At 65.4% G+C, this 21,633-nt stretch carries 19 protein-coding genes; 14 read left to right on the top strand and 5 right to left on the bottom strand.

The annotated features are described in order from the left end of the window. Positions 1–101 precede the first annotated feature (101 nt). The 3 genes from NCR93_RS09220 (at position 102) to NCR93_RS09210 (ending at position 2,829) form a co-directional block, all read left to right on the top strand. Positions 102–386, top strand: coding sequence for a hypothetical protein (locus NCR93_RS09220; protein ID WP_175982728.1), 285 nt, complete (start codon positions 102–104; stop codon positions 384–386). Further along, entirely contained in the window at positions 383–841 is a 459-nt protein-coding gene (locus NCR93_RS09215; RefSeq protein ID WP_034473027.1) for a hypothetical protein, read from the top strand. Before NCR93_RS09220 ends, NCR93_RS09215 begins: the two co-directional genes overlap by 4 nt. Positions 842–936: 95 nt before the next feature. After that, the gene (locus NCR93_RS09210) at positions 937–2,829 is read left to right on the top strand and encodes a propionate--CoA ligase (RefSeq protein WP_034473029.1); all 1,893 of its coding nucleotides are present in this window, start codon (positions 937–939) and stop codon (positions 2,827–2,829) included. A gap of 61 nt (positions 2,830–2,890) precedes the next feature. Here the strand turns inward: NCR93_RS09210 and NCR93_RS09205 are convergent, their stop codons facing one another. Further along, the gene (locus tag NCR93_RS09205; protein WP_008341940.1) at positions 2,891–4,165 is read right to left on the bottom strand and encodes an MFS transporter; all 1,275 of its coding nucleotides are present in this window, start codon (positions 4,163–4,165) and stop codon (positions 2,891–2,893) included. Between the two features lie 344 nt (positions 4,166–4,509). Here NCR93_RS09205 and NCR93_RS09200 point away from each other — a divergent pair, with 344 nt between their 5' ends. Together NCR93_RS09200 and NCR93_RS09195 are read left to right on the top strand one after the other, a co-directional pair. Further along, the gene (locus NCR93_RS09200; RefSeq protein ID WP_175982727.1) at positions 4,510–6,138 is read left to right on the top strand and encodes a methyl-accepting chemotaxis protein; all 1,629 of its coding nucleotides are present in this window, start codon (positions 4,510–4,512) and stop codon (positions 6,136–6,138) included. A gap of 157 nt (positions 6,139–6,295) precedes the next feature. After that, positions 6,296–6,739: a hypothetical protein gene (locus tag NCR93_RS09195; protein ID WP_008341938.1), complete on the top strand. Its 444-nt coding sequence runs from the start codon at positions 6,296–6,298 to the stop codon at positions 6,737–6,739. A 37-nt stretch (positions 6,740–6,776) separates the two neighbouring features. Here NCR93_RS09195 and NCR93_RS09190 read toward each other — a convergent pair whose 3' ends face one another. Then, entirely contained in the window at positions 6,777–8,249 is a 1,473-nt protein-coding gene (locus tag NCR93_RS09190) for an HDOD domain-containing protein (RefSeq protein ID WP_008341937.1), read from the bottom strand. Between the two features lie 136 nt (positions 8,250–8,385). Continuing rightward, complete coding sequence (locus NCR93_RS09185; RefSeq protein ID WP_175982726.1) at positions 8,386–10,266, bottom strand: putative bifunctional diguanylate cyclase/phosphodiesterase; 1,881 nt, start codon at positions 10,264–10,266, stop codon at positions 8,386–8,388. Between the two features lie 464 nt (positions 10,267–10,730). Here NCR93_RS09185 and NCR93_RS09180 point away from each other — a divergent pair, with 464 nt between their 5' ends. From NCR93_RS09180 to NCR93_RS09170, 3 genes are read left to right on the top strand one after another with little or no spacing between them, the layout of a single operon-like run. After that, positions 10,731–12,029 (top strand): EAL and HDOD domain-containing protein, encoded by a 1,299-nt coding sequence (locus NCR93_RS09180; RefSeq protein ID WP_175982725.1) that lies wholly within the window; start codon positions 10,731–10,733, stop codon positions 12,027–12,029. A gap of 41 nt (positions 12,030–12,070) precedes the next feature. After that, a complete protein-coding gene (locus NCR93_RS09175; RefSeq protein WP_051996614.1) occupies positions 12,071–12,637 on the top strand; it encodes a peroxiredoxin in 567 nt (188 codons plus the stop codon). A 39-nt stretch (positions 12,638–12,676) separates the two neighbouring features. After that, positions 12,677–13,159: a hypothetical protein gene (locus NCR93_RS09170; protein ID WP_250532204.1), complete on the top strand. Its 483-nt coding sequence runs from the start codon at positions 12,677–12,679 to the stop codon at positions 13,157–13,159. Here NCR93_RS09170 and cydB read toward each other — a convergent pair whose 3' ends face one another. Both cydB and NCR93_RS09160 read right to left on the bottom strand, forming a co-directional pair. Then, positions 13,160–14,167: a cytochrome d ubiquinol oxidase subunit II gene (gene cydB, locus NCR93_RS09165; RefSeq protein ID WP_175982723.1), complete on the bottom strand. Its 1,008-nt coding sequence runs from the start codon at positions 14,165–14,167 to the stop codon at positions 13,160–13,162. A 20-nt stretch (positions 14,168–14,187) separates the two neighbouring features. Then, positions 14,188–15,645: a cytochrome ubiquinol oxidase subunit I gene (locus tag NCR93_RS09160; protein ID WP_175982722.1), complete on the bottom strand. Its 1,458-nt coding sequence runs from the start codon at positions 15,643–15,645 to the stop codon at positions 14,188–14,190. A 244-nt stretch (positions 15,646–15,889) separates the two neighbouring features. Here NCR93_RS09160 and sugE point away from each other — a divergent pair, with 244 nt between their 5' ends. The 6 genes from sugE to NCR93_RS09130 all read left to right on the top strand — a co-directional run bounded on the left by sugE (position 15,890) and on the right by NCR93_RS09130 (position 21,487). After that, a complete protein-coding gene (gene sugE, locus NCR93_RS09155) occupies positions 15,890–16,210 on the top strand; it encodes a quaternary ammonium compound efflux SMR transporter SugE (RefSeq protein WP_008341930.1) in 321 nt (106 codons plus the stop codon). Positions 16,211–16,443: 233 nt separating this feature from the next. Continuing rightward, complete coding sequence (locus tag NCR93_RS09150; RefSeq protein ID WP_008341929.1) at positions 16,444–17,073, top strand: DUF4126 domain-containing protein; 630 nt, start codon at positions 16,444–16,446, stop codon at positions 17,071–17,073. Positions 17,074–17,144: 71 nt separating this feature from the next. Further along, positions 17,145–19,661: an ABC transporter permease gene (locus tag NCR93_RS09145; protein ID WP_372492618.1), complete on the top strand. Its 2,517-nt coding sequence runs from the start codon at positions 17,145–17,147 to the stop codon at positions 19,659–19,661. 17 nt (positions 19,662–19,678) lie between these two features. After that, positions 19,679–20,092, top strand: coding sequence for a group II truncated hemoglobin (locus tag NCR93_RS09140; protein WP_008341927.1), 414 nt, complete (start codon positions 19,679–19,681; stop codon positions 20,090–20,092). 82 nt (positions 20,093–20,174) lie between these two features. After that, entirely contained in the window at positions 20,175–20,906 is a 732-nt protein-coding gene (locus tag NCR93_RS09135) for an alanyl-tRNA editing protein (protein ID WP_175982720.1), read from the top strand. A gap of 2 nt (positions 20,907–20,908) precedes the next feature. After that, the gene (locus NCR93_RS09130) at positions 20,909–21,487 is read left to right on the top strand and encodes a DUF924 family protein (RefSeq protein WP_175982719.1); all 579 of its coding nucleotides are present in this window, start codon (positions 20,909–20,911) and stop codon (positions 21,485–21,487) included. The last annotated feature ends 146 nt before the right edge of the window (positions 21,488–21,633 follow it).

The raw sequence follows: 21,633 nt of genomic DNA, 5'->3' as shown, positions 1-21,633 counted from the left end.
TTCCACGGGCCGCGCATCGTCGAAAATCCTGCTTGTAGTTGAGAATGATTCTCAATACAATGACTCGCACACCGTGAGGCAGACACAGGAGGCCCGACGACATGACCAACGATTTCACCGCCATCGGCACGATGGGCGAAGCGCGCCCGGCGTCCGAAAGCGGCGAGCGGGGCGAGCGTTGCGCTGTTTCGGCGAACGCCGCGAAGGTGCTCGAAACCACGCGCCGCGCGTGGACGGAGGCGACGGCGCAGGCGGCGCAGGCGGCGCAGGAGTTGGCTCGCCGCGCGCCACGCGCCACGCAGCCCAAGAAACGCGTGGTGCCGCGGCGTTCCCGCTGGCCGTCGCTCGTCGCCGCGCTCAACTACTGGAGTCCGAAACCGCTGTGAACGCCGCCGACCTTGCACCGAAATCCATCGAACTCGACGAGCGTCTTTTCGACGCGAGCCGATTCCCGCTCGTGCGCCTGCGTCCGCGCGCCGTGAAACCGGGCTATGCGTTCGCATGGGGCGCGCAGATGCGCCGTCTCGTGTCCCTCGCGACGCCTTTCGTTCTCGTGGCCGAGCACGACGCAAACGAAACCGCCGACGACGCCCGTCTGCGCGCCGCGTGGATGCGCACGCATCGCGCGATGCTGGCCGCGTACTGCCGCGGCCTGATCCTGATCGAACCGCGCATCGAGGCGCGCGCGAGCACGCGAGAAACGCTGCGCGCATTGACGGACGGATGCGGCGTACGAACGGTCGTCGTGTCGAGCATGCGCGTCGCGGGCGAGCTTGCGCCGGTGCTGCTCAAGCACACCGCGTCCGAGGGCCGCGCCTCAGCCCGAACCCGGGCGCTCTGACGCGCCGGACCGATCAGGGCGCGCCCGGTCTGGCGCGGGTTGGACGGCTGCTCTATGCTCAGGGCTCAGCCAACGCCGCTTTGCAGAGGACGCGCATGCCGACTTACCGAGAAGCGTATCGACGGTCGATCGACGAGCCCGAAGCGTTCTGGGCCGAACAGGCCCGTCGCATTCACTGGCAGACGCCGTTCGAGCGGGTGCTCGACCGCAGCAAGCCGCCGTTCGCGCGGTGGTTCGTCGGCGGCAAGACCAATCTGTGCCATAACGCCGTCGATCGGCATCTCGCGTCGCGTGCGCAACAGGACGCGCTCGTCTACGTATCGACGGAAACGGGCATCGAGCGCCGCTACACCTACGCCGAGCTGCACGCGGAAGTGAACCGCATGGCAGCCGTCATGCGCTCGCTGCACGTGAAGAAGGGCGATCGCGTGCTCATCTATCTGCCGATGATTCCCGAAGCGCTCTTCGCGATGCTCGCGTGCGCGCGCATCGGCGCGATCCACTCGGTCGTGTTCGGCGGCTTCGCGGCGCCGAATCTCGCGGCGCGCATCGACGATGCCGAGCCTGCGCTCATCGTCACCGCCGATGCCGGCGCGCGCGCGGGCAAGGTGATCGACTACACGCCGCTCGTCGACGAAGCGCTCTCGCGCGCCGAATACAAGGTGCCGCAAGTGCTCTTGATCGACCGGCAACTCGCGCCCGAGCGCTTGCAGGCGAGTTATCTCGTCGCGTACGAACCGCTGCGCGAGCAATTTTTCGACGCGCACGTGCCGTGCGAATGGCTCGAATCGAACGAGCCGTCGTACGTGCTCTACACGTCCGGCACGACGGGCAGGCCGAAGGGCGTGCAGCGCGATGTCGGCGGTTACGCGGTCGCGCTCGCCGCATCGATGGAGCACATCTTTCAGGGCGCGCCGGGCGACACGATGTTCACCGCATCGGACATCGGCTGGGTCGTGGGGCACAGCTACATCATTTATGCGCCGCTGATCGCCGGCCTCACGACCGTGATGTACGAAGGCACGCCAATTCGTCCCGACGGCGGCATCTGGTGGCGGCTCGTCCAGCAGTACAAGATCAATCTGATGTTCACCGCGCCGACCGCGATCCGCGTGCTGAAGAAGCAGGATCCGGCGCTGATGGAGAAATACGATCTGTCGAGCCTGCGCACGCTGTTTCTCGCGGGCGAGCCGCTCGACGAGCCGACTGCGCACTGGATCCAGAGCGCGTTGAAAAAGCCCGTCATCGACAATTACTGGCAGACGGAAACCGGCTGGCCGATGATCGCGATTCCGCGCGGCATCGAAGAATTGCCGTCGAAGCTCGGCTCGCCGGGCGTACCGTCGATGGGCTTCAATCTCACGCTGCGCAACGAAGCGACCGGCGATGCCTGCGCGCCCGGCGAGAAGGGCGTCGTCACGCTGGCGTATCCGCTGCCGCCGGGCTGCATGCAGACGGTGTGGCGCGACGACCAGCGCTTCGTCGACACGTACTGGAAGAGCGTGCCGAATCAGATGGTCTATTCGACCTTCGACTGGGGTGTGCAGGACGAGGACGGCTACGTGTCGATCCTCGGCCGCACCGACGATGTCATCAACGTGGCGGGGCATCGGCTCGGCACGCGCGAGATCGAAGAGGCGTTGTCGGCGCATCCGGCGGTCGCGGAGGTCGCGGTGGTCGGCATCGCCGATTCCGTGAAGGGGCAGGCGGCCGCGGCGTTCGTCGTGCTGCGCGATGCGGATCGCATCAATGCGCCGGGCGCGCGCGAGGGCATGGAAGCGGAGTTGTGTCACGCGGTGGATTCGCAGCTCGGCGCGATCGCGCGTCCGGCGCGCGTGCATTTCGTGACGATGCTGCCGAAGACGCGTTCGGGGAAGCTGCTGCGACGCGCGATCGCGGCGTTGGCGGAAGGGCGCGATCCGGGCGAGCTGCCGACGATCGAGGATCCGGGCGCGTTGATGCAGGTGAGGGAGGCGTTGGGAAACTGAGCGCCCAAAACACAACGGGCACGCGGTCCGGCGTGCCCGTTGTGATCGTCATCGCGTGCGCTCAGGCCTTCGCCTTCCCCTCATGCGTCTTCGGCAACAACACCGTCAACACGCCCAGCAACGGCAGGAACGCGCAAACCTTGTACACATAATCGATGCTGGTCGCATCCGCGAGATGCCCGAGCACCGCCGCGCCCACGCCGCCCATGCCGAACGCGAATCCGAAGAACAAGCCCGCGACCATCCCGACCTTGCCCGGAATCAGTTCCTGCGCATACACGAGAATCGCCGAGAACGCCGATGCCAGCACGAGCCCGATGATCACCGACAGCACGCCCGTCCAGAACAGGTTCGCGTAAGGCATCAAGAGCGTGAACGGCGCGACGCCGAGAATCGACACCCAGATCACCGCCTTGCGCCCGACCTTGTCGCCGACCGGACCGCCGATGATCGTGCCCGCCGCCACCGCCGCGAGGAACACGAACAGATGGATCTGCGCGGCCTGCACCGAGATGCCGAACTTGCTGATCAGATAGAACGTGAAGTAACTCGTGATGCTCGCCAGATAGAAGTACTTCGAGAACACGAGCAGCACGAGCACGCTCATCGCCATGACGACCTTGTTGCGCGGCAGCGTCGCGTGCGCGGTCTGCGCGCGGCCCTTCTTCGTCGCCGGATGACGCTTGTACCAGCGGCCGATATTCGCCAGCACGAACATCGCGACGAGCGCGGCCACCGAGAACCACGCGATGCTCTTTTGCCCGTGCGGGATGACGATCAGCGCGGCGAGCAAGGGACCCAACGACGAACCGGCGTTGCCGCCGACCTGAAAGAGCGACTGCGCGAGACCGTGCTTGCCGCCCGACGCCATGCGCGCCACCCGCGACGATTCCGGATGAAACACCGACGATCCGCAGCCGACCAGCGCCGCCGCGATCAAGAGCGTGCCGAAGCTGCCCGCGACCGACATCAGCAAGAGACCCGACAGCGTGAAGCCCATGCCGACCGGAAGCGAATACGGCTTCGGATGCTTGTCCGTGTACAGGCCGACGAGCGGTTGCAGCAGCGAAGCCGTCACCTGATACACGAGCGTGATGAGACCGATCTGTCCGAACGTGAGCGCGAATTCGCTCTTGAACATCGGATAGATCGCCAGAATCAGCGACTGGATCATGTCGTTCAAAAGGTGCGAAAAGCTGATCGCGCCCAGAACCGAATAAACGGTGCGTTGCGCGCCCGCTGATGTCGCGGCGGAAGCGTTTGCAGAAGCGTTGGCGGAAGCGCCGGCCGATGCGCCGGAAGGCGACAAAGCGCCCTTGTCGATGCTCGTTTGCATAGTGATGGCTTGTGAAAGCAGGAAAGCGTCTCGGAATCGATCTTTTGTCAGTGCGACATTTATGCGCAGACTGAATTTCTGACAAGTGTAGGCTGTCCCCGACGCGTTGTCCTGCCAAGCTTTGTCGCGAATCGGACAGGATCGGCAGCGAATCAAGCTGCGATTTCGTCGCACGCAAGGTTTTTTGGCCGGTTATAAGAAGCGACGGCGGAGCGAACGAACGTGCGCTCCTGCTAAAAAAAGGCTCAAGAAAGCCCGCAAACCTGCCGTATTCCCGGCAGGGATCAGACCAGGACACGCCTCACGACGGCCAAGTCCAAAGAACAAATTCGGGGATTCGATCGATGAAACTGTTTTCGCTACGCGGCGCAAAAGACGCGGGCTTCAAGGCGCATGACGAAGCGAAGCGCACGCTATCAGTCAAGGCATCGCTCAGGCTGGCTTTCGGACTCGTGCTCGCGGGCACGCTCGTCATCGGCGCAATTTCGCTCACGCAGATCAGCCGTCTGAACGGCGCGACCGAATCCATCTACACGCAAGGCTACGTCGCGAGCCGCGCGGCCGAGGAAACGCGCGGCTATCTGCTGCGCGCGAGCCGGTCGCAGAAGATGCTGCTCACCGCGAGCACGGCGAAAGAGCGCGACGATCTCGGCGCGCAGATCGAGCAATCGCTCGCCGAAATCGGACGTGAACAGGCGCAGCTCGCGCAATACATCGATCACGCCGACAAGGACGCGCTCGCGCAGCAAAAGAACTTCTCGATCGCGCTCGGCAAGTGGGCCGAGAATCTGCGGACGTTCGTGAAGCTCGTGAAGGAGCAACCGCTCGATCTCTCGCAGATGAACTGGCAAGTCGGCATGCAGGACGTGTCGCTGCTCGTCGAAACGGGCAAGCTCGAAAAGATGGTCGATGAACTCGTCGCGCGCCGCGGCGCCGCAGCCAAGGCGACGATCGAATCCGCCGCGTTCATCTTCCATTCGTCGTTCGTGATGGTGTCGGTGCTGACGCTCGCGTTGTTCGCGCTCGCGATCGTCGTCTCCGAATGGGTCGTGCGGCGTCTCGCCGGCCAGCTCGGCGGCGAGCCCGGTTATGCGAAGGACATCGCGCGTCGCATCGCATCGGGCGATCTCGCGTATCCGGTCAAGCTCAAGCGTCGCGACGACGCGTCGATGCTTCACGCGCTCTCCGAAATGCAGGCGGGACTGTCGTCGACCGTCGGCGATATCGCGGCGAGCGCGGAGGCGATCGCTTCGGCATCGAGCGAGATTTCAACGGGCAACGTCGACTTGTCGCGCCGTACCGAGGAGCAGGCCGTCGCGCTGGAAAAAACCGCGGCCAGCATGGAGCAGCTCACGTCGACGGTGCGTCAGAACGCCGACAATGCGAAGCAGGCGAGCACGCTCGCGGCGAGCGCGTCGGAGATCGCGGAGAAGGGCGGCGCGGTCGTGGGCCGCGTCGTCGAAACGATGCAGCGCATCGATGCGAGCGCGAAGAGCATCGGCGACATCATCGGCGTGATCGAGGGCATCGCGTTCCAGACCAACATCCTCGCGCTGAACGCGGCGGTCGAAGCGGCGCGCGCGGGCGAGCAGGGACGCGGCTTCGCGGTCGTCGCGGGCGAGGTGCGCAGTCTCGCGCAGCGTTCGTCGTCGGCGGCGAAGGAGATCAAAGGGCTCATCGATACATCGGTGTCGCGCGTGTCGGACGGCTCGACCTACGCGCAGGAAGCGGGCGCCACGATGGAGGAAGTCGTCAAGGCCGTGCGCCGCGTCACGGACATCATGGGCGAGATCTCGGCGGCATCGGCGGAGCAGAAGACGGGCATCGAGTCGATCGGCGAGGCCGTCACGAAGATGGACGCGAACACGCAGCAGAACGCCGCGCTCGTCGAACAGGCGGCGGCCGCCGCGCAATCGCTCGACGATCAGGCGCGCGCGCTCAAGTCGCTCGTCGGAAAATTCCAGTTGGCCTGACGCAAGGCTTGAGGATAGAATCGCGGACGGGCGCGGCAGGGCGCCCGGTCTCGCGAAAGTCTTACGCACCTGCCGTGCAGCACCTCAACTTTGGATCGAACCGCAACGTCGAACCTTTATAGCCGCAGCGAGAACGGCGCAACAAAGGAACAACGTCATGTGGTCTACATCCTGTCCGATCTCTTCTTCCGTTTCCAATAGCGACTATCTGCGCGAACATGCGCGGCGTCTGCTTCGTCACGCCCGCGACGGCGATACGAGCGCGTCGATGCCCGTTCTGCGCCGCCTGCTCGCGACGAACGTCACGCGCGCGGAACGCCTCGCCGATCTGCACGCGATGCGCGACGATCTGCAACTGAAGCATCTGCTTTCGATGCTCGCCGTCGAACTCGGCTACCCAGGCTGGGACGCGTGCAAATCCCACATCGACGAACAGCCGGACGCGGCGATCGACCGCTATCGGCTCGACGCCGGCGCGTTCAACGACTACGAAAAGAACTGGTTTGCGAACGAATCGGAAGCACGCGAATGGCAGCGCGCGCACGGCGGCTATATCGTGCGATACGGCGAGCAGGCCGTGGCGATTCTGAAGCGGGAATAAGGCGGAGGAAGGGGTCTGCGCGCAAGAAGGAAGCCGCTCAGATGAGCTCGACTTCCTTCCAGTTCGCGCTAAAGAAAAAACGGCTCAGCTCCTTCGTGAGCTCGTTCAGTGCGCTCATCTCGGCGGGCGAGATCTTGCGCACGTGTTGCGGCGAGGTCCAGTCGCCGTAGATCAGCGCGACGGTCGTATCGTTCGATTTCACCGGCAGCACGACGAACGCCTGCGCTTCGCCGAGCGTCTCCTTGTACCAGCGCGGCAGGCGGGCGTCGATGCGCGCGTCGTGCGCGTTCTCGATGAAGATGCCGACCGGATTGCTGATCGCGAGATGAAACACGTCGGGCCGGAACTCCGCCGAGAAGCGCAGTTTCGGCAACATCGGCTCGACGCCCGCGCCGAGGCCGAGACGCGCGTGGAATTCGTTGTTGGCCTGGCGCACGAACACCACGGTGCGCGACAGATGCAGGCTGCCGAGTATCGATTCCGACGCGAGCGCGAGCGCCGGCGCGAGCGCATTCTTCGACGGCAACGAGCGCAAGTCCGCGACGCTCGCGCCGATGCGCGCCTCCGCCGATACGTTCGCGCGCGCCATGGCATCGGCGTTGGCCTGCAGCTCGGAGATCTCGCGCATCACGCCGTCGCTCGCTTCTTCGTTCGCGAGCGCGAGGCTCATCGACGTGAGCGTGTCGGCGTCGGTGTTGAGCGGTCCGGTGTAGCGGTTCGCGATATCGAAGAGCACCGATTCGCGGCCGTCCGCGGCCACGTTTTGCGCCGTGAGCGCGTCCGCGACTTCGGTCGAATAGTTGGAGATCGCGCGCAGCCAGCGAACGTGCTTCGGCACGGTTTCATCGACAGGCGCGTTCGGATCGGTCGCGCGCATGCCTTCGCGAATCGTCTCGGGCAGACGCCAGCGGTCCGCCGCTTCGAGGCCGATCTCGTCGAAGGTGACGCCGAGCAGCGCGGCACAGGCGGCGCTGTCGGGGATGTTTTCCGAAGCGGCCTTGCGGCGCAACTGATCCCACTCGTGTTCGAGATAGAACGCGACGAGCAGCTTGCCGATCTGCCGCATCAGCGTGCAGACGACCGCTTCCTCGGCGGAGCGCAAGTCCTTGTGCTCGGTGAGCTGCCGCGCAACCGCGCCCGAGAGCAGGGTGCGGTTCAGTTCGAGCTTCGCGTCGATACGGCGCGGCGCGCTCTGATGGAAGTGGTCGACGAGCTTCAACCCGACGACGAGATGACCGACGGCGTCCATGCCGAGCACCATCAACGCGCGCGTGACGGTGGTGATGTTGCCGCCGAACGCGATGTACATCGCCGAGTTGGCGAGCCGCAGCACCTTCTGCGTGAGGCCGACGTCCGACAGCACGACTTGCACGAGGGACGTGAAGTCGAGGTCGTCATCGCTCATTGCGGACACAGTCGAGCGCAGCGCCTGAGACAGCATGGGGAAATCCCCGCGCTCGCTCATGCGCGACCACAGCTTGTCCAGTAGTTCGGCCTTGGTGCGTGCCATTGCAAAAAATAAGAACTCGTTCGTTACGCGACGGCTAACCCGAGGCGGTCCTGCAATCCAGCACCCAACAACGAAATGTACACGTTATTAGGGAGTTACGGCGCGTGCTTCGATTAAAACACGAACAATCGTCCGTTCATAATGTCTCGTGCAATACGAGCGAATGCGACTGGAACGAGCGCGCCAGCTCGTCCGACGGCAACGCATGGCTGATGAGCCAGCCCTGAATATGGTCGCATCCGAGGTCCGCGAGCAAATCCCGCTGCGCCTCGGTTTCGACGCCTTCGGCCACCAGCTCCAGTCCGAGCGATTGCGCCAGCCCGACCACCGCGCTCACGATCGCGCGATTGTTTCGGGACGTAATCAGGTTCTCGACAAAGCTGCGGTCGATCTTGAGCTTCGAGAGCGGAAAACGTTGCAAATAGGCGAGGCTCGAATAGCCGGTGCCGAAATCGTCGACGGCGAAGCGGATGCCGATCGTCGTCAGCGTTTCGAGCAGGCGCGTCGCTTCCTCCGGATCGTGCATCAAAAGGCTTTCGGTGATCTCGAACACGAGCCGCCGCGCGTCGATGCCGGTGAGCGCGAGCGCTTCCTTCACTGCGGCGGTGAATCGTTTGTCGCGGAACTGCTGCGGCGACACGTTCACCGACACGTAATCGAGCCGGATGCCGATCGCGTCCCACTGCACGATCTGCATGCACGCGGCCTTCAGCACCCAGTTGCCCAGATAATTGATGAGGCCGATGGATTCCGCGAGCGGAATGAACGTCGACGGCGGCACGAGCCCGTGCACCGGATGATTCCAGCGCATCAGCGCTTCCACGCCGACCACCGCGCCCGTGCGGATCTTCGTGATCGGCTGGAAGTAGAGCGAGAACTCACCGTTGCGCACGGCTTCGTACAGGTCCGCTTCGAGCTTGAGGCGCTCGGCGTCAGCGGGGTTGTCGTCGATCGTGTGGAAGACGAGCGCATTGCCGCCCGATTCCTTCGCCTGCGCGAGCGCCTGATCGGCCATGCGCAAGAGGTTGGTCTGCGCTTCGCTTTGCGCGAGCCTGCCCGCCTGATCCGGATACAGCGCGACGCCCACGCTCGCCGACAAATGCGTGTGCTGCCCGCGATGCCGGTAGGGCTGCGCGATCGCGGTGAGCAAGCGCCGCCCGAGACTTTCGGCGAGTTCCGCCGTGGTGCCGGGCGGCAGCAGCACGGCGAATTCGTCGCCGGCCACGCGCGCGACGCGCTCGCCGTGTCCCGCCGTATGCTGGATGCGCCGCGCGGTTTCGCGCAGCAGCTCGTCGCCGGCGTCGTAGCCGAGCGCGCGGTTGATGCGCTGATAATCGTCGATGTCGAGCAGCACGAGTCCCGCGTGCGTGCGCGTGAGTTCGGCTTCGTCCTGCGCCGCAACGATCGCGGCCTTCAGGGCGATGAGATTGTCGAGGCCCGTCAGCGCATCGTGATTGATCGTATGCACGAGCGCCGCTTCGCGCTCGCGCCAGTGCGTCACGTCGAAGGCGGCGAGCGCGAAGCCGGGCATGCCGCGCGCGGCCGTCGACACGAGCCGCAACTCGACGCAGATCGGATAGGTGAGCGACTTCACGACCGTCAGCGTCGCCGATTCGAGCTTGCCGCTCACGCGCGCCCGCGCGACGAGCGCATGCAGCTCGTCGGCTTCCTCGGATGCGACGAGATCGTGCAGCGTCAGCATGCTCAGATAATCGCGGTGATAGCCGATGAACTCGATGCTCGCATCCGATACATACTGGAAGCGCAGCGCGTCGTCGAGCTGGGCGAGGAAGTCGACCGCGCCGAGCGTGGCCTCGGACGCGTCGGTCAGGGCATTCGCGACGGCGGCGACGGGCGCATCCGGCGCGCCGGCCCCGGGCGATGTCGCGGGCGCGGGCGGCTCCCCGGCGCTCTCGGGATGCCGCTCGCGCGCGGCGCTTCCCCATGCGCGAGAGAGCGCATCGAGCGCGATGCGCCACGGTGCGCGGCGGGAGACGTTGATCCGGTTCGCTTGCATGGTCTCGTTGGTTTCTGGCGGCAGCGCCTGCTTTTTCGGCCAGGCGGCGGCGCGCGGAACACGCGCCTCGCGGGTTCCGGCCGGGACGTGCCGCAATGAGGCGCGACACGCTCTATCAGGCGAGTTATCGGCGCGATCGGGGATTTCTTTAACCGGCGGCGCGGATGCGGCGGGCGCATCGCGGCATCAAGAATGTCCAGTTATTGTCGATATGAGGTTTCATATTATCTCGTCAGGAGAATTCGGTTACAGTGGCGCGTTTGCGGCCGGGAACCCGTTCTCTCGTCGGTGTGCCGCCGGACGCAGGGCTTTCGCCGTGCTGTTGACCATCAGAATTCCGTTCGACTCGTTCGCCCCATGATCGAATCCACCAAGCGGCCGGCCTGTGCCATAGCCAAGGCCATCGAGCCGGCCATCACGCAACGCTTCACGGCGCCGCCGCGCGCATCCGACCGGTCCGCGCCATGCCCGATTCTTCCCTGAAGCGCGCGGCATCGGCGCGGCGCGGGCAAAGCGTCTATGTCGGGCGTCAGCCGATCCTCGACGGCGAAGGCGCGCTCGTCGCCTACGAACTGCTCTTTCGCGACAGCCCCGACAATCGCGCCCGCATCCACGACGACGTCCAGGCGACCGCGCATGTCGTCGCGCGCACGATCGGCGAGATGGGCGTGCCGGCGGTGCTCGGGCCGCATCCCGGTTACGTGAACATGAACCGCGAGCTGCTGTTCGACGACATCGTCCACATCATGCAGCCCGAGCGTTTCGTGCTGGAGCTGCTGGAAAGCATCACGTTCGACGAGTCGCTATTCAAACGCTGCGCGCAGTTGCGCAACGCGGGCTTTCACTTCGCGCTCGACGACGTCGTGAAGCTCGACGACGCGCTGCACGCCGCGCTGCCGACCGTCGATATCGTCAAGGTCGATTTCCTCGCCGCGGACGATCGGCATCTGCCGCTACTCGCTGCGGAAGTGAAGCGGCGCGGCAAGCTGCTCGTGGCGGAAAAGATCGAGACGTTCGACGATCTGACGCGCGCCAAACGTCTCGGCTTCGATCTCTTTCAGGGCTATTTCTTCGCGCGGCCGCAGGTGCTTTCGGCGCGGCGCGAGAGCCCGGCGCGCGGCTCGCTCCTGCGCCTCATGGCCGTGCTCGCCGGCGAGCCGGGCCTGCGCGAGCTGGAAGCGGAACTGAAGCGCAATCCGGATATCGTCGTGCAGCTGATGCGTCTCGCGAATTCGAGTGCGCAGACGCGCGGGCGGCGCGTGTCGTCGTTGCGCGAGGCGATCGCCGCGACCGGCACGCGCCAGTTGATGCGCTGGGCGCAGCTGCTGCTTTACGCGGACGGCAGCGGTTTGCCGTGGCGCTCGGATCCGCTGCTGCAACTCGTCGGCACGCGCGCGCGCTTCCTGGAGCTCGCGGCCGAAAAGCTGCGTCCCGCCGACGAAGCCTTCTCCGACGCCGCGTTCATGACCGGCATCTTCTCGCTCGTGCATGTCGTGCTGAACATGCAGCCCGTGGAAATTCTCGATAAGCTCCATCTGGCGGCCGAAATCCGCACGGCCATTCTCGCGGGCGAAGGCTTGCTCGGCGCGCTGCTCGGCATCGCGCGGGCTGCCGAGCGGGGCGATGCGCCCGCCATCGACGCGAGCCGGCACGCGCAGCCATCGCTCGACGTGCTCACGCCCGCGGTGCTCGCGAAACTGCAATTCGAAGCGGCGGCGTGGTTCGCGCAACACCGGATGGATCAGGGCGAGGACGACGCATAGCCGGCGTCTTTGCATGAACGAGGTCTTCGAAAGGAGCGCGCATGAAAAGATTTTCCGGTATGAAAGCGGCTGCTGTTCTGGCGATGGCCGCGGCCGCGGCCGTTTATCCGCTCGTCGCAGGCGCGACGCTCAAGCCCGGGGATGCCGCGCCCGACTTCACCGCGCAGGCGTCGCTCGGCGGCAACGTGTACGACTATTCGCTCGCCGATGCCCTCAAGAAAGGCCCGGTCGTGCTGTACTTCTATCCGGCGGCGTTCACGAAGGGCTGCACGATCGAGGCGCATGAGTTCGCGGAAGCGGTCGATCAGTACAAGGCCGAAGGCGCGACGGTCATCGGCGTGTCGCACGACAACATCGATACGTTGAAGAAGTTTTCGGTGAGCGAATGCCGCAGCAAGTTTCCGGTCGCGGCGGACGAAAACTCGAAGATCATCAAGTCCTACGACGCCTCTATGCCGATGAAAAGCACGATGGCCAATCGCGTGTCCTACGTGATCGCGCCCGACGGCCGCGTCATCTACGAATACACGAGCCTGTCGCCGGACCAGCACGTCGCCAACACGCTGCAGGCGCTGCGCGACTGGAACGCGAAGCACAAGGCGCAGTGATACGCTGCGGTCTCATCGATTGAGCGTGCGGGAGGCGCGATGCCCATCGTCGTCGGACTGATCGTCTTAGGATTGCTGATTTACGGCGCGATATGGTCGTTCGACGCGCTATACGCGCACTTCGGCCTCGGCGTCGCGGTGGCGGTTGCGATCGTCGTGCTGGCGATCATCGCGGCGGGCGTGATGCGCTGGCTCGCGAGCCGCCGCGAGATCGCGCCGAATCTGCGCAAAGGCGAACACGGCGACTGGACCCACGAACTCAAATCCGACTGGGGCGGCGTGCGGGTCGCGGCGGGCAAGCGTCTGTGCGATGTGCGCGTCGGCGACGAGCGCGGCAGCTATATCTTCGCGGACCTGCGCGGCGCGCGCATGCGGCAGGCGAATGGAACGAACGGCGCGTGGCAGGTCGTGCTCGACGTGCGGGACGCGAAGCACGGCGAATGGACGCTGCCGATGCGCGATCGCGGCGAGGCGCACAAATGGGCGCGCATCCTGTCGCTCGCCACGCAGCAGAAGCTCTGACTATTCCGCGTGATAACCCATGTCGCCGCGTACCTTGCCGCGGAACACCCAGTACGACCAGATCACGTAGATCATCAGGACGGGCAGCAGAAACATCGTCCCGATCAGCAGAAACTGATGCGACAAGGGCGCGGCGGACGCATCCCAGAGCGTGACCGAAGGCGGCGCGATGAACGGCCACAGGCTGATGACGAGCCCCGTGAACGCGAGAAAGAAGAGCCCGATCGAGCACAGGAACGGCATTACGTCGCGGTCTTTCGCGAGGCTCGACCAGAGCGTCCACGCGAGCAGCACGGTGAGCACAGGCACCGGCGCGAACGCCAGGCTGTCGGGGAAGGCAAACCAGCGCGCGGCAATGCGCGCGTCCTTGAGCGGCGTCCACAGGCTGATGAGCAGAATGAACGCGATCACGCCGATGAGCGCATAGCGCGCCATCTTGCGGCTCCAGTCCTGCAGTTCGCCTTCGGTCTTGAGCACGAGCCACGTCGTGCCTTGCAGCGCATAGCCGAAGATCAGCCCCACGCCGACGAGCAACGGAAACGGCGCGACCCAGTTCCAGCTCGTGCCGGCGTAGACGCGGCCTTCGATCGGGAAGCCCTGGATGAACATGCCGAGCACGATGCCCTGCGAGAACGTCGCGACGAGCGAGCCGCAGCCGAACGCATCGTCCCACAGCCATTTGCGCGCGCCGGTCACTTCGCGGAATTCGAACGCGACGCCGCGAAAGATCAGCCCGAGCAGCATGAAGAGAATCGGGAAATAAACGGCCGGCACGATGATCGCGAACGCGAGCGGAAACACCGCGAACAATCCGCCGCCGCCGAGAATGAGCCAGGTCTCGTTGAAGTCCCAGACGGGCGCGACGGAGTTGATCATCAGATTGCGCGATTCGGCGTCGCGGCGCAGCAGAAAAACCATGCCTACGCCGAGATCGAAGCCGTCGAGCAGCACATACATGAACACCGCCAGCGCGAGAATGGCGGCCCACAGCGGCACGAGATCGAGCATCGCGTTCTCCGGTTCGTTGCTTATTTGCGTCCGCGGCCGGGCGGCACGATGTCGTCCTCGCTCACGCGGGGCGTCGCGCCGTTCGCGCCCGCCGATACCGCCGACAGCGGACGCGCCGCGCGCGCCTTCGTATCGAGTTCGTCCTTTTCGTGCGCATGGCCGACTTCGGCCGGCCCGACGCGCACCAGCCGCCGCAGCAGGAACAAACCCGCGCCGAAGATCACGAGATAGGCGAGCACATAGAGCAGCCACGAGAGACCGACATCGGCGGCGGTGAGCGAGGGCGTCACCGAATCCTTCGTGCGCAGGATGCCGTAGACGGTCCACGGCTGACGGCCGGCCTCGGTCGTCGTCCAGCCGGCGATCACCGCGATGAAGCCGAGCGGCATCGCCCACGTCGCCGCGCGCAGCCAGCGCGTGCTCGTCTCGATGCGCCCGCGCGCGAACTGCACGATGCCCCACAGCACGAGCGCGAACATCAGCAGCGCGATGCCGACCATGATGTGAAACGCGAAGAACACGACCGCGACGGGCGGCCGGTCCTCGCGCGGAAAGTCCTTGAGGCCGCGCACGTAGCCGTTGGGGTCGTGCGTGAGATAAATGCTGCCGAGCACCGGAATCGAGATTTCGAAGTGATTGCGTTCCTCGTCCTGATCGGGAATCGAGAAGAGATTGGCCGGAACGCGCGTGCCGGATTCCCAGAGCGCTTCCATCGCCGCGAGCTTGGCCGGCTGATGCTTGAGCGTGTTGAGTCCATGCGCGTCGCCGATCACCATCTGCACCGGCACCATGATGATGAGAAAGATCAGCGACATCTTCACCATCACGCGGCTTTCCTCGAGCGCGCGGCGCTGGCGCAGATACATCGCGCCGACGCCGAGAATCACGAAGCCGGCCGTCACGAGAAACGCGCTCACCGTGTGCCCGAGCCGGTACGGAAACGACGGCGTGAAGATCACGTCGAAGAAGCTCACCACTTCGAAGCGGCCGTCCGGCAGCAGGCGGTGGCCTTGCGGCGTCTGCATCCAGCTATTGACGGCGAGAATCCAGAACGACGAGATCACGGTGCCCGCCGCGACGAAAATCGCCGACATCACATGCGCCCACTGCGGCACGAGCTTGCGCCCGAAGAGCAGCACGCCGAGAAACGCCGATTCGAGGAAGAACGCCGTCAGCACTTCGTAGCCCATCAGCGGGCCGACGACGTTCGCGGTCGCATCCGAAAAACGGCTCCAGTTGGTGCCGAACTGAAACGGCATCACGATGCCCGACACCACGCCCATGCCGAACGACACCGCGAAAATTTTCAGCCAGAACGCCGACAGGCGACGATAGACGTCGCGCTTCGTGATCCACCAGTTGAATTCGAGCGTCGCGATGAAGCACGACAGACCGACCGTGAAGGCCGGCAACAGAATGTGAAAGGCGACGACCCACGCGAACTGGAAGCGGGAGAGCAGGACCGAGTCGATATCCATGAACGCTCCTTGTTCAGGCTTTTTGCAGCGGATGTGTCGAAAGGCGCGCCTCGCGCGGGCGCTTTTCTCCTTAATAGCATGGTTTCAAGGAACGCGACCACACGCCGCGCGGCGAAGCGCCGCGTGCGCGTGCCGCGAATGCACCCGTTTGGTACAATCTTCGGCTTTCGCGCCTAAGCCATGCGGACGACCGCATGCGCATCGTTTCGTCGGGGACGGCCCCATTTTTCAAGGGAGTCGCTCGATGTCCTGGATTCTTCTTTTCGTCGCCGGTCTGCTGGAAGTCGCCTGGGCGGCCGGTCTCAAATCGTCCGAAGGCTTCACCCGGCTCGGACCGTCCGTCTTTACCGTCATCACCGCGCTCGGCAGCTTCGTCCTGCTCGCGATGGCCATGAAGCAACTGCCGCTCGGCACGGCCTACGCCGTTTGGACGGGCATCGGCGCGGTCGGCGCGTTCGTCTTCGGAATCGTGTTCATGGGCGAAGCGCTGTCGGCGGCGCGCATCCTGAGCGCGGTGCTGATCGTCGCCGGGCTGATCGGGCTCAAGCTCTCGTCAGGACACTGAGGGCGCCGGGAACGCCAATCGCTTGAACCGTGCTGCACCGCGCGTATTTGCGTGGATATAATGGTTCGAGGTCATCCGCATTTGTCTGAGCGCAACGTTTTGCGTGTTTTCGTTCTATCTTCGCGGATGTAGGCGGCTTCTTCCGGCATCTGCCGCAAAGACCGCTCTTTTCAGTCGGCAAATCGTCCCGTAGCGGCGAACGCCGGCAGCTGGCGGCATTAAGGGAGACGGCAATGCTTGAGTCACTTTCGCTCGCAGCGGGCCTGTCATGGGCGAGCGGGCTGCGCCTGTATCTCACTGTTTTCATCGCCGGCATGTTCCAGCGCATGGGAATCGTTCATCTGCCGGATTCGCTTGCGGTGCTCGGCTCGCCGTGGGTGATCGGCGTCGCGGGCGTGCTCGCGGTCGTCGAATTTCTCGCCGATAAAATTCCCGCCTTCGATTCCCTGTGGGACGCGGTGCACACGTTCATCCGCATTCCGGCGGGCGCGGTGCTCGCCGCCGGCTCCCTCGGCCACGCCGATCCCGCCATGCTCACCATCGCCGCGCTCGCGGGCGGCACGCTCGCCGGTGCATCGCATTTCGCGAAGGCGGGCACGCGGGCGCTCATCAATCTGTCGCCGGAGCCGGTGTCGAACTGGGCGGCGTCGGCGACCGAGGATGTCGGCGCGGTCACCGGCATCGCGCTCGCGCTCTTCGTGCCGCTGCTGTTTCTCGTGCTGCTTCTCGCGTTTCTGGTGCTGGCGGGCTGGGCGCTGCCGAGGCTCGCGCGCGGCGTGCACGGCGGGGTGTCGCGCATGGCCAAGCACATGCTGCCGAGCTCGGAACATCGGATGAACCGGCTGCGGAGCAAGCACGATTGAGCACCGCATTCAGGAACGATCAGGCCGCACGTAAGGCAGGACATTCGCATCCGCACATCACGCTCGGTTTCATGCAGACGATGCGTCAGGCGTGGCGCATGACCGGCCGCGACTGGCGCGCGGGCGAGCTCACGATGCTGCTGCTCGCGCTGGTGCTGGCGGTGGCGGCGCTCTCCAGCGTCGGGTTTCTCGCGGATCGCATGCGCCAAGGGCTCGCGCGCGACGGACGCCAGATGATCGCCGCCGATTTCGTCGTGCGCGCCGATCATCCCGTCGATCCGATGTTCGCAACGCAAGCGAAATCGCTCGGACTCGAGACGGCGGGCACGACGATTTTCCCGAGCATGATCAGTTCGACGTCCGCGCAGCCGCTCTCGCGCCTCGCGGCGATCAAGGGCGTGACGCAGGGCTATCCGTTGCGCGGCGCGCTGCGCATCGCGCCCGCCGTCGACGCCGCCGATGCGCCCGCGCACGGCATTCCCGCGCCCGGCACCGTCTGGGTCGACGCCGCCTTGCTCGATGCGCTCAAGACGAAGGTCGGCGGCACGGTGAAAGTCGGCACGCGCACGTTCACGGTCGCGGGCGTCATCACGCGCGAACTGGATCGCGGCTTCTCGTTCGTCAATTTCTCGCCGCGCCTGATGATGCGCGCCGACGAAATCGCCGCCACGGGACTCATCGGCTACGGCAGCCGCGTGACGTATCGCCTGCTCGTCGCCGGTTCCGACAGCCAGGTCGAGCAGTTCGCGAAGTTCGCGCGCGAGAACGTCGATGGCGGCAAGCTGCGCGGCGTCGCGCTGGAATCGCTCTCCGACGGCCAGCCGCAAGTGCGCCAGACGATCGATCGCGCGAGCCACTTCCTCACGCTGGTGTCGCTGTTGACGGCGCTGCTCGCGGCGGTCGCGATCGCGATGGCGGCGCATCGTTTCGCGCGGCGTCATCTCGACGGCTGCGCCGCGATGCGCTGTCTCGGCGTCAGCCAGCGCACGCTGCGCGCGCTCTTCCTGAACGAATTTCTGGCGATCGGCCTGATCGGCAGCGCGGCGGGCGTCGTGCTCGGTTTCGGCGGGCATCTCGTGCTGCTGAACTGGCTCGGCTCGCTCGTCGATGTCGAACTGCCGCAGCCGAGCGTCTGGCCCGCGCTGCAAGGCGTCGCGATGGGGCTCGTGCTGCTGCTCGGCTTCGCGCTGCCGCCGCTTCTGCCGATCACGCGCGTGCCGCCGGTGCATGTCATCCGGCGCGAGCTTGGCGATGCGCAACGCGTCGCCCATGCCGCGTATGGCGTCGGCGTGCTGCTGTTCGCGGCGCTTTTGATCGTCGCGGCGGGCGAGTTGAAGCTCGGCGGCATCGTCGCGGGCGGTTTCGCGGCGGGCCTGCTCGTGTTCGGCGCGATCGCGCGCGCGGCGCTCTGGGCGGCGGCGCGCTTCGTGCGGCGCGAGCGCAGCCGCGCGGGCGTCGGCTGGCGTTATGCGCTTGCGTCGCTGGAGCGGCGCAGCGGGTCGAGCGCGCTGCAAATCACCGCGCTCGGCATCGGGCTGATGTGTCTGCTGCTCATCGGCATGACGCGCAACGATCTCATCAAGGGCTGGCGCGACGCGACGCCGCCCGACGCGCCGAATCAGTTTCTCATCGACATTCAGCCGGACCAGCGCGCCGGCGTGCTCGACTATCTGCACGCGCACGGCCAGCCCGACGCCGCGCTTTCGCCGATGGTGCGCGCGCGTCTCGTCGCCATCAACGGCAAGGCTGTGAATCCGGACAACTACGACCGTGCCGACGCGAAGCGCCTCGTCGATCGCGAATTCAATCTGTCGTACACGACCGAACTGCCCGGCGATAACCGCGTCACGCAAGGCGCGTGGTTCGGCAAAGACGGCAAGCCGCAGGTGTCGATCGAAGAGGGCATCGCGAAGACGATCCGCGTGAAGATGGGCGACGTGCTGCGTTTCGACGTCGCCGGACTGCCGGTCGAAGCGCCGGTGACGAGCGTGCGCAAGGTCGACTGGAATTCGTTCAAGGTCAACTTCTTCGTGCTGCTGCCGCCCGACGCGCTCGCCGATCTTCCCGCGACCTTCATCACGAGCTTTCATCTGCCGGCGGACGAGCAACGCGTGATCGACGGGCTCGTCGCGCGTTATCCGAACGTGACGGCGATCGATATCGCGCCGATTCTCGCGCAGATTCATCGCACGCTCGCGCAGGTGATCGGCGCGGTGCAGTTCCTGTTCCTCTTCACGCTCGCGGCGGGCGTGCTCGTGCTCTACGCGGCCCTTGCCGGCACGCGCGACGAACGCGTGCGCGAATCGGCGCTGTTGCGCGCGCTCGGCGCGTCGCACGGACAGATCCGCTCCGTGCAGGTCGCCGAGTTCGTCGCCGTGGGCGCGCTGTCCGGGCTGATGGCCGCGGTCGGCGCGCAGGGCATCGGCTATGTGCTGGCGGCGCGCGTGTTCGAGTTTCATATCGATTTCAATCCGTGGCTCGTGCCGGTGGGCATCGTCGCGGGCGTCGCGTGCGCGGGGCTCGGCGGCTGGCTGAGCCTGCGGCGCGTATTGGCGCGCCCCGCGCTGCAATCGCTGCGCGACGCGTAGTTTTTCGAATCAGAGCAATGACCGACGTCAATCCCGAAGACGATGTGCAAAAGCCGACCGCTTTCGAGCTGGTCGGCGGCGAAGAGCGCGTGCGCGCGCTCGTCGACCGTTTCTATGATCTGATGGACCTCGAGCCGGAGTTCGCGGGCATCCGCGCGCTGCATCCGCCGACGCTCGACAATTCGCGCGACAAGACGTTCTGGTTCCTGTGCGGCTGGATGGGCGGGCCGGATCACTACATCAGCCGCTTCGGTCACCCGCGTTTGCGGGCGCGGCATCTGCCGTTCGCGATTGCATCGAGCGAGCGCGATCAATGGCTGCGCTGCATGGCGTGGGCGATGGAAGACATCGGCATCGACGCATCCTTGCGCGAGCGGCTGCTCACTTCGTTCTTCGATACCGCTGACTGGATGCGCAACCGTCCCGGTTGATTCGCTTTCTTTTGTACCGGTTCAGGCGGGGCGCGGCTGATGCATCATCGGCTTTTTCGCCTCATCGCAAGGAAGCACGACCATGAGCACACGCGCACTCTTTCGCGAGGACGCTTATCAGACGCGTTGCGACGCGACCGTCACCGCCATCGACGAGCAGGGCATCCACCTCGATCAAACCGTGTTCTATCCGCTCGGCGGCGGCCAGGCGGGCGATGCCGGCACGCTGACGCTCGCGGACGGGACGGTCATCGCGATCGCCGATACGCGCAAGGCGAAGTTCGAAGGCGCAACGCCGGATGACGCGGTTCACGTTCCCGCGCCCGGTCAGGAGGATGCGCTTGCGAAGCTGAAAACCGGCGACAAGGTGGGCGCGGAGATCGACTGGGCGCAGCGTTACCGGCGCATGCGGCTGCATACGGCGAGCCATCTGATCTGCGCGGTGCTGCCGTATCCCGTCGACGGCTGCAGCATCACGACGGAATATGCGCGGCTCGATCTCGCGACGGTCGAGCCGATCGAGCGCGAAGCCGTCGAAGCGAAGCTCAACGCGCTGATCGGCGGCGCGCACGGCGTGCAGACCGAATGGATCACCGACGATGAAATGGCCGCGCGTCCCGAGCTCGTGCGCACGATGAGCGTGAAGCCGCCGACGGGCCTCGGCCGCGTGCGTCTCTTGCGCATCGAGAATGTCGATCTGCAGCCGTGCGGCGGCACGCATGTGCGCAACACGGAGGAGATCGGCGAGTTGCGCATCGCGAAGCTGGAGAAAAAGAGCGCGCGCACGCGGCGACTGGTGCTGGAACTCGTCTGAACATGGATCCGCGCGCTCAGGCCGTGCTCGATCTCTGGTTCGGCGCGCCCGGTTCAGCGGAATTCGGTCAGGATCGCAAGCTGTGGTGGAAGAAGAAGCGCGCCTTCGATTCGCTGCTCACCGAACGTTTCGGCGCGCTGCTCGACGAGGCGCACGCGGGCGGCTTGCGCGAGTGGGAAAGCACGCCGCTCGGCACGCTTGCGCTGATCGTGCTCATCGATCAGTTTTCGCGCAACTGTCATCGGAACACGCCGCGCGCGTTTGCGGGCGATGCGCGTGCGCTCGCGCTGGCGAAGACGCTGGTCGAGCGCGGCGACGATCTGCGCTTGCCGAGTGCGTACCATCGCGCGTTCGCGTACATGCCGTTCGAGCACGATGAATCGATGGGGAGCCAGCGCGAGGCGCTGCGCTTATTCGCAAAGCTGAAAGAAGAGACCGGCGTTTCGAGCTTCCATGAATCGGCGCTGGAGCACGCAGAAGTGGTCGAGCGCTTCGGACGCTTTCCGCATCGCAATCGGATTCTCGGACGCGAAATGCGCGCCGATGAGGAGGCGTGGCTGGCGGCGCATGGCGGGTTTTGACCCACGGGCGAAGCGTGTGCCGCATCCCTTTTACGTGAGGAAGCCCGCGTCACATCGTCGATCGAACGGATTGACATTGGTCGTTGACGATCCGTTTTCCGATTAGTTCTATTGATGCATGAGCGATGCGCCCCTAATATGAATAC

The sequence above is a fragment of the Caballeronia sp. ATUFL_F1_KS39 genome, assembly GCF_023630985.1.
GTDB classification, from domain to species: Bacteria; Pseudomonadota; Gammaproteobacteria; order Burkholderiales; family Burkholderiaceae; genus Caballeronia; species Caballeronia zhejiangensis.
This window is presented reverse-complemented; position numbering and strand designations above follow the sequence as displayed.

Bases quoted from the DNA above. Each gene is read 5' to 3' on its own strand.
- NCR93_RS09220 (WP_175982728.1), top strand. From the start codon at position 102: ATGACCAACGATTTCACCGCCATCGGCACGATGGGCGAAGCGCGCCCG.
- NCR93_RS09210 (WP_034473029.1), top strand. From the start codon at position 937: ATGCCGACTTACCGAGAAGCGTATCGACGGTCGATCGACGAGCCCGAA.
- NCR93_RS09205 (WP_008341940.1), bottom strand. From the start codon at position 4,165: ATGCAAACGAGCATCGACAAGGGCGCTTTGTCGCCTTCCGGCGCATCG.
- NCR93_RS09200 (WP_175982727.1), top strand. From the start codon at position 4,510: ATGAAACTGTTTTCGCTACGCGGCGCAAAAGACGCGGGCTTCAAGGCG.
- NCR93_RS09195 (WP_008341938.1), top strand. From the start codon at position 6,296: ATGTGGTCTACATCCTGTCCGATCTCTTCTTCCGTTTCCAATAGCGAC.
- NCR93_RS09190 (WP_008341937.1), bottom strand. From the start codon at position 8,249: ATGGCACGCACCAAGGCCGAACTACTGGACAAGCTGTGGTCGCGCATG.
- NCR93_RS09185 (WP_175982726.1), bottom strand. From the start codon at position 10,266: ATGCAAGCGAACCGGATCAACGTCTCCCGCCGCGCACCGTGGCGCATC.
- NCR93_RS09180 (WP_175982725.1), top strand. From the start codon at position 10,731: ATGCCCGATTCTTCCCTGAAGCGCGCGGCATCGGCGCGGCGCGGGCAA.
- NCR93_RS09175 (WP_051996614.1), top strand. From the start codon at position 12,071: ATGAAAAGATTTTCCGGTATGAAAGCGGCTGCTGTTCTGGCGATGGCC.
- NCR93_RS09170 (WP_250532204.1), top strand. From the start codon at position 12,677: ATGCCCATCGTCGTCGGACTGATCGTCTTAGGATTGCTGATTTACGGC.
- cydB (WP_175982723.1), bottom strand. From the start codon at position 14,167: ATGCTCGATCTCGTGCCGCTGTGGGCCGCCATTCTCGCGCTGGCGGTG.
- NCR93_RS09160 (WP_175982722.1), bottom strand. From the start codon at position 15,645: ATGGATATCGACTCGGTCCTGCTCTCCCGCTTCCAGTTCGCGTGGGTC.
- sugE (WP_008341930.1), top strand. From the start codon at position 15,890: ATGTCCTGGATTCTTCTTTTCGTCGCCGGTCTGCTGGAAGTCGCCTGG.
- NCR93_RS09150 (WP_008341929.1), top strand. From the start codon at position 16,444: ATGCTTGAGTCACTTTCGCTCGCAGCGGGCCTGTCATGGGCGAGCGGG.
- NCR93_RS09145 (WP_372492618.1), top strand. From the start codon at position 17,145: ATGCAGACGATGCGTCAGGCGTGGCGCATGACCGGCCGCGACTGGCGC.
- NCR93_RS09140 (WP_008341927.1), top strand. From the start codon at position 19,679: ATGACCGACGTCAATCCCGAAGACGATGTGCAAAAGCCGACCGCTTTC.
- NCR93_RS09135 (WP_175982720.1), top strand. From the start codon at position 20,175: ATGAGCACACGCGCACTCTTTCGCGAGGACGCTTATCAGACGCGTTGC.
- NCR93_RS09130 (WP_175982719.1), top strand. From the start codon at position 20,909: ATGGATCCGCGCGCTCAGGCCGTGCTCGATCTCTGGTTCGGCGCGCCC.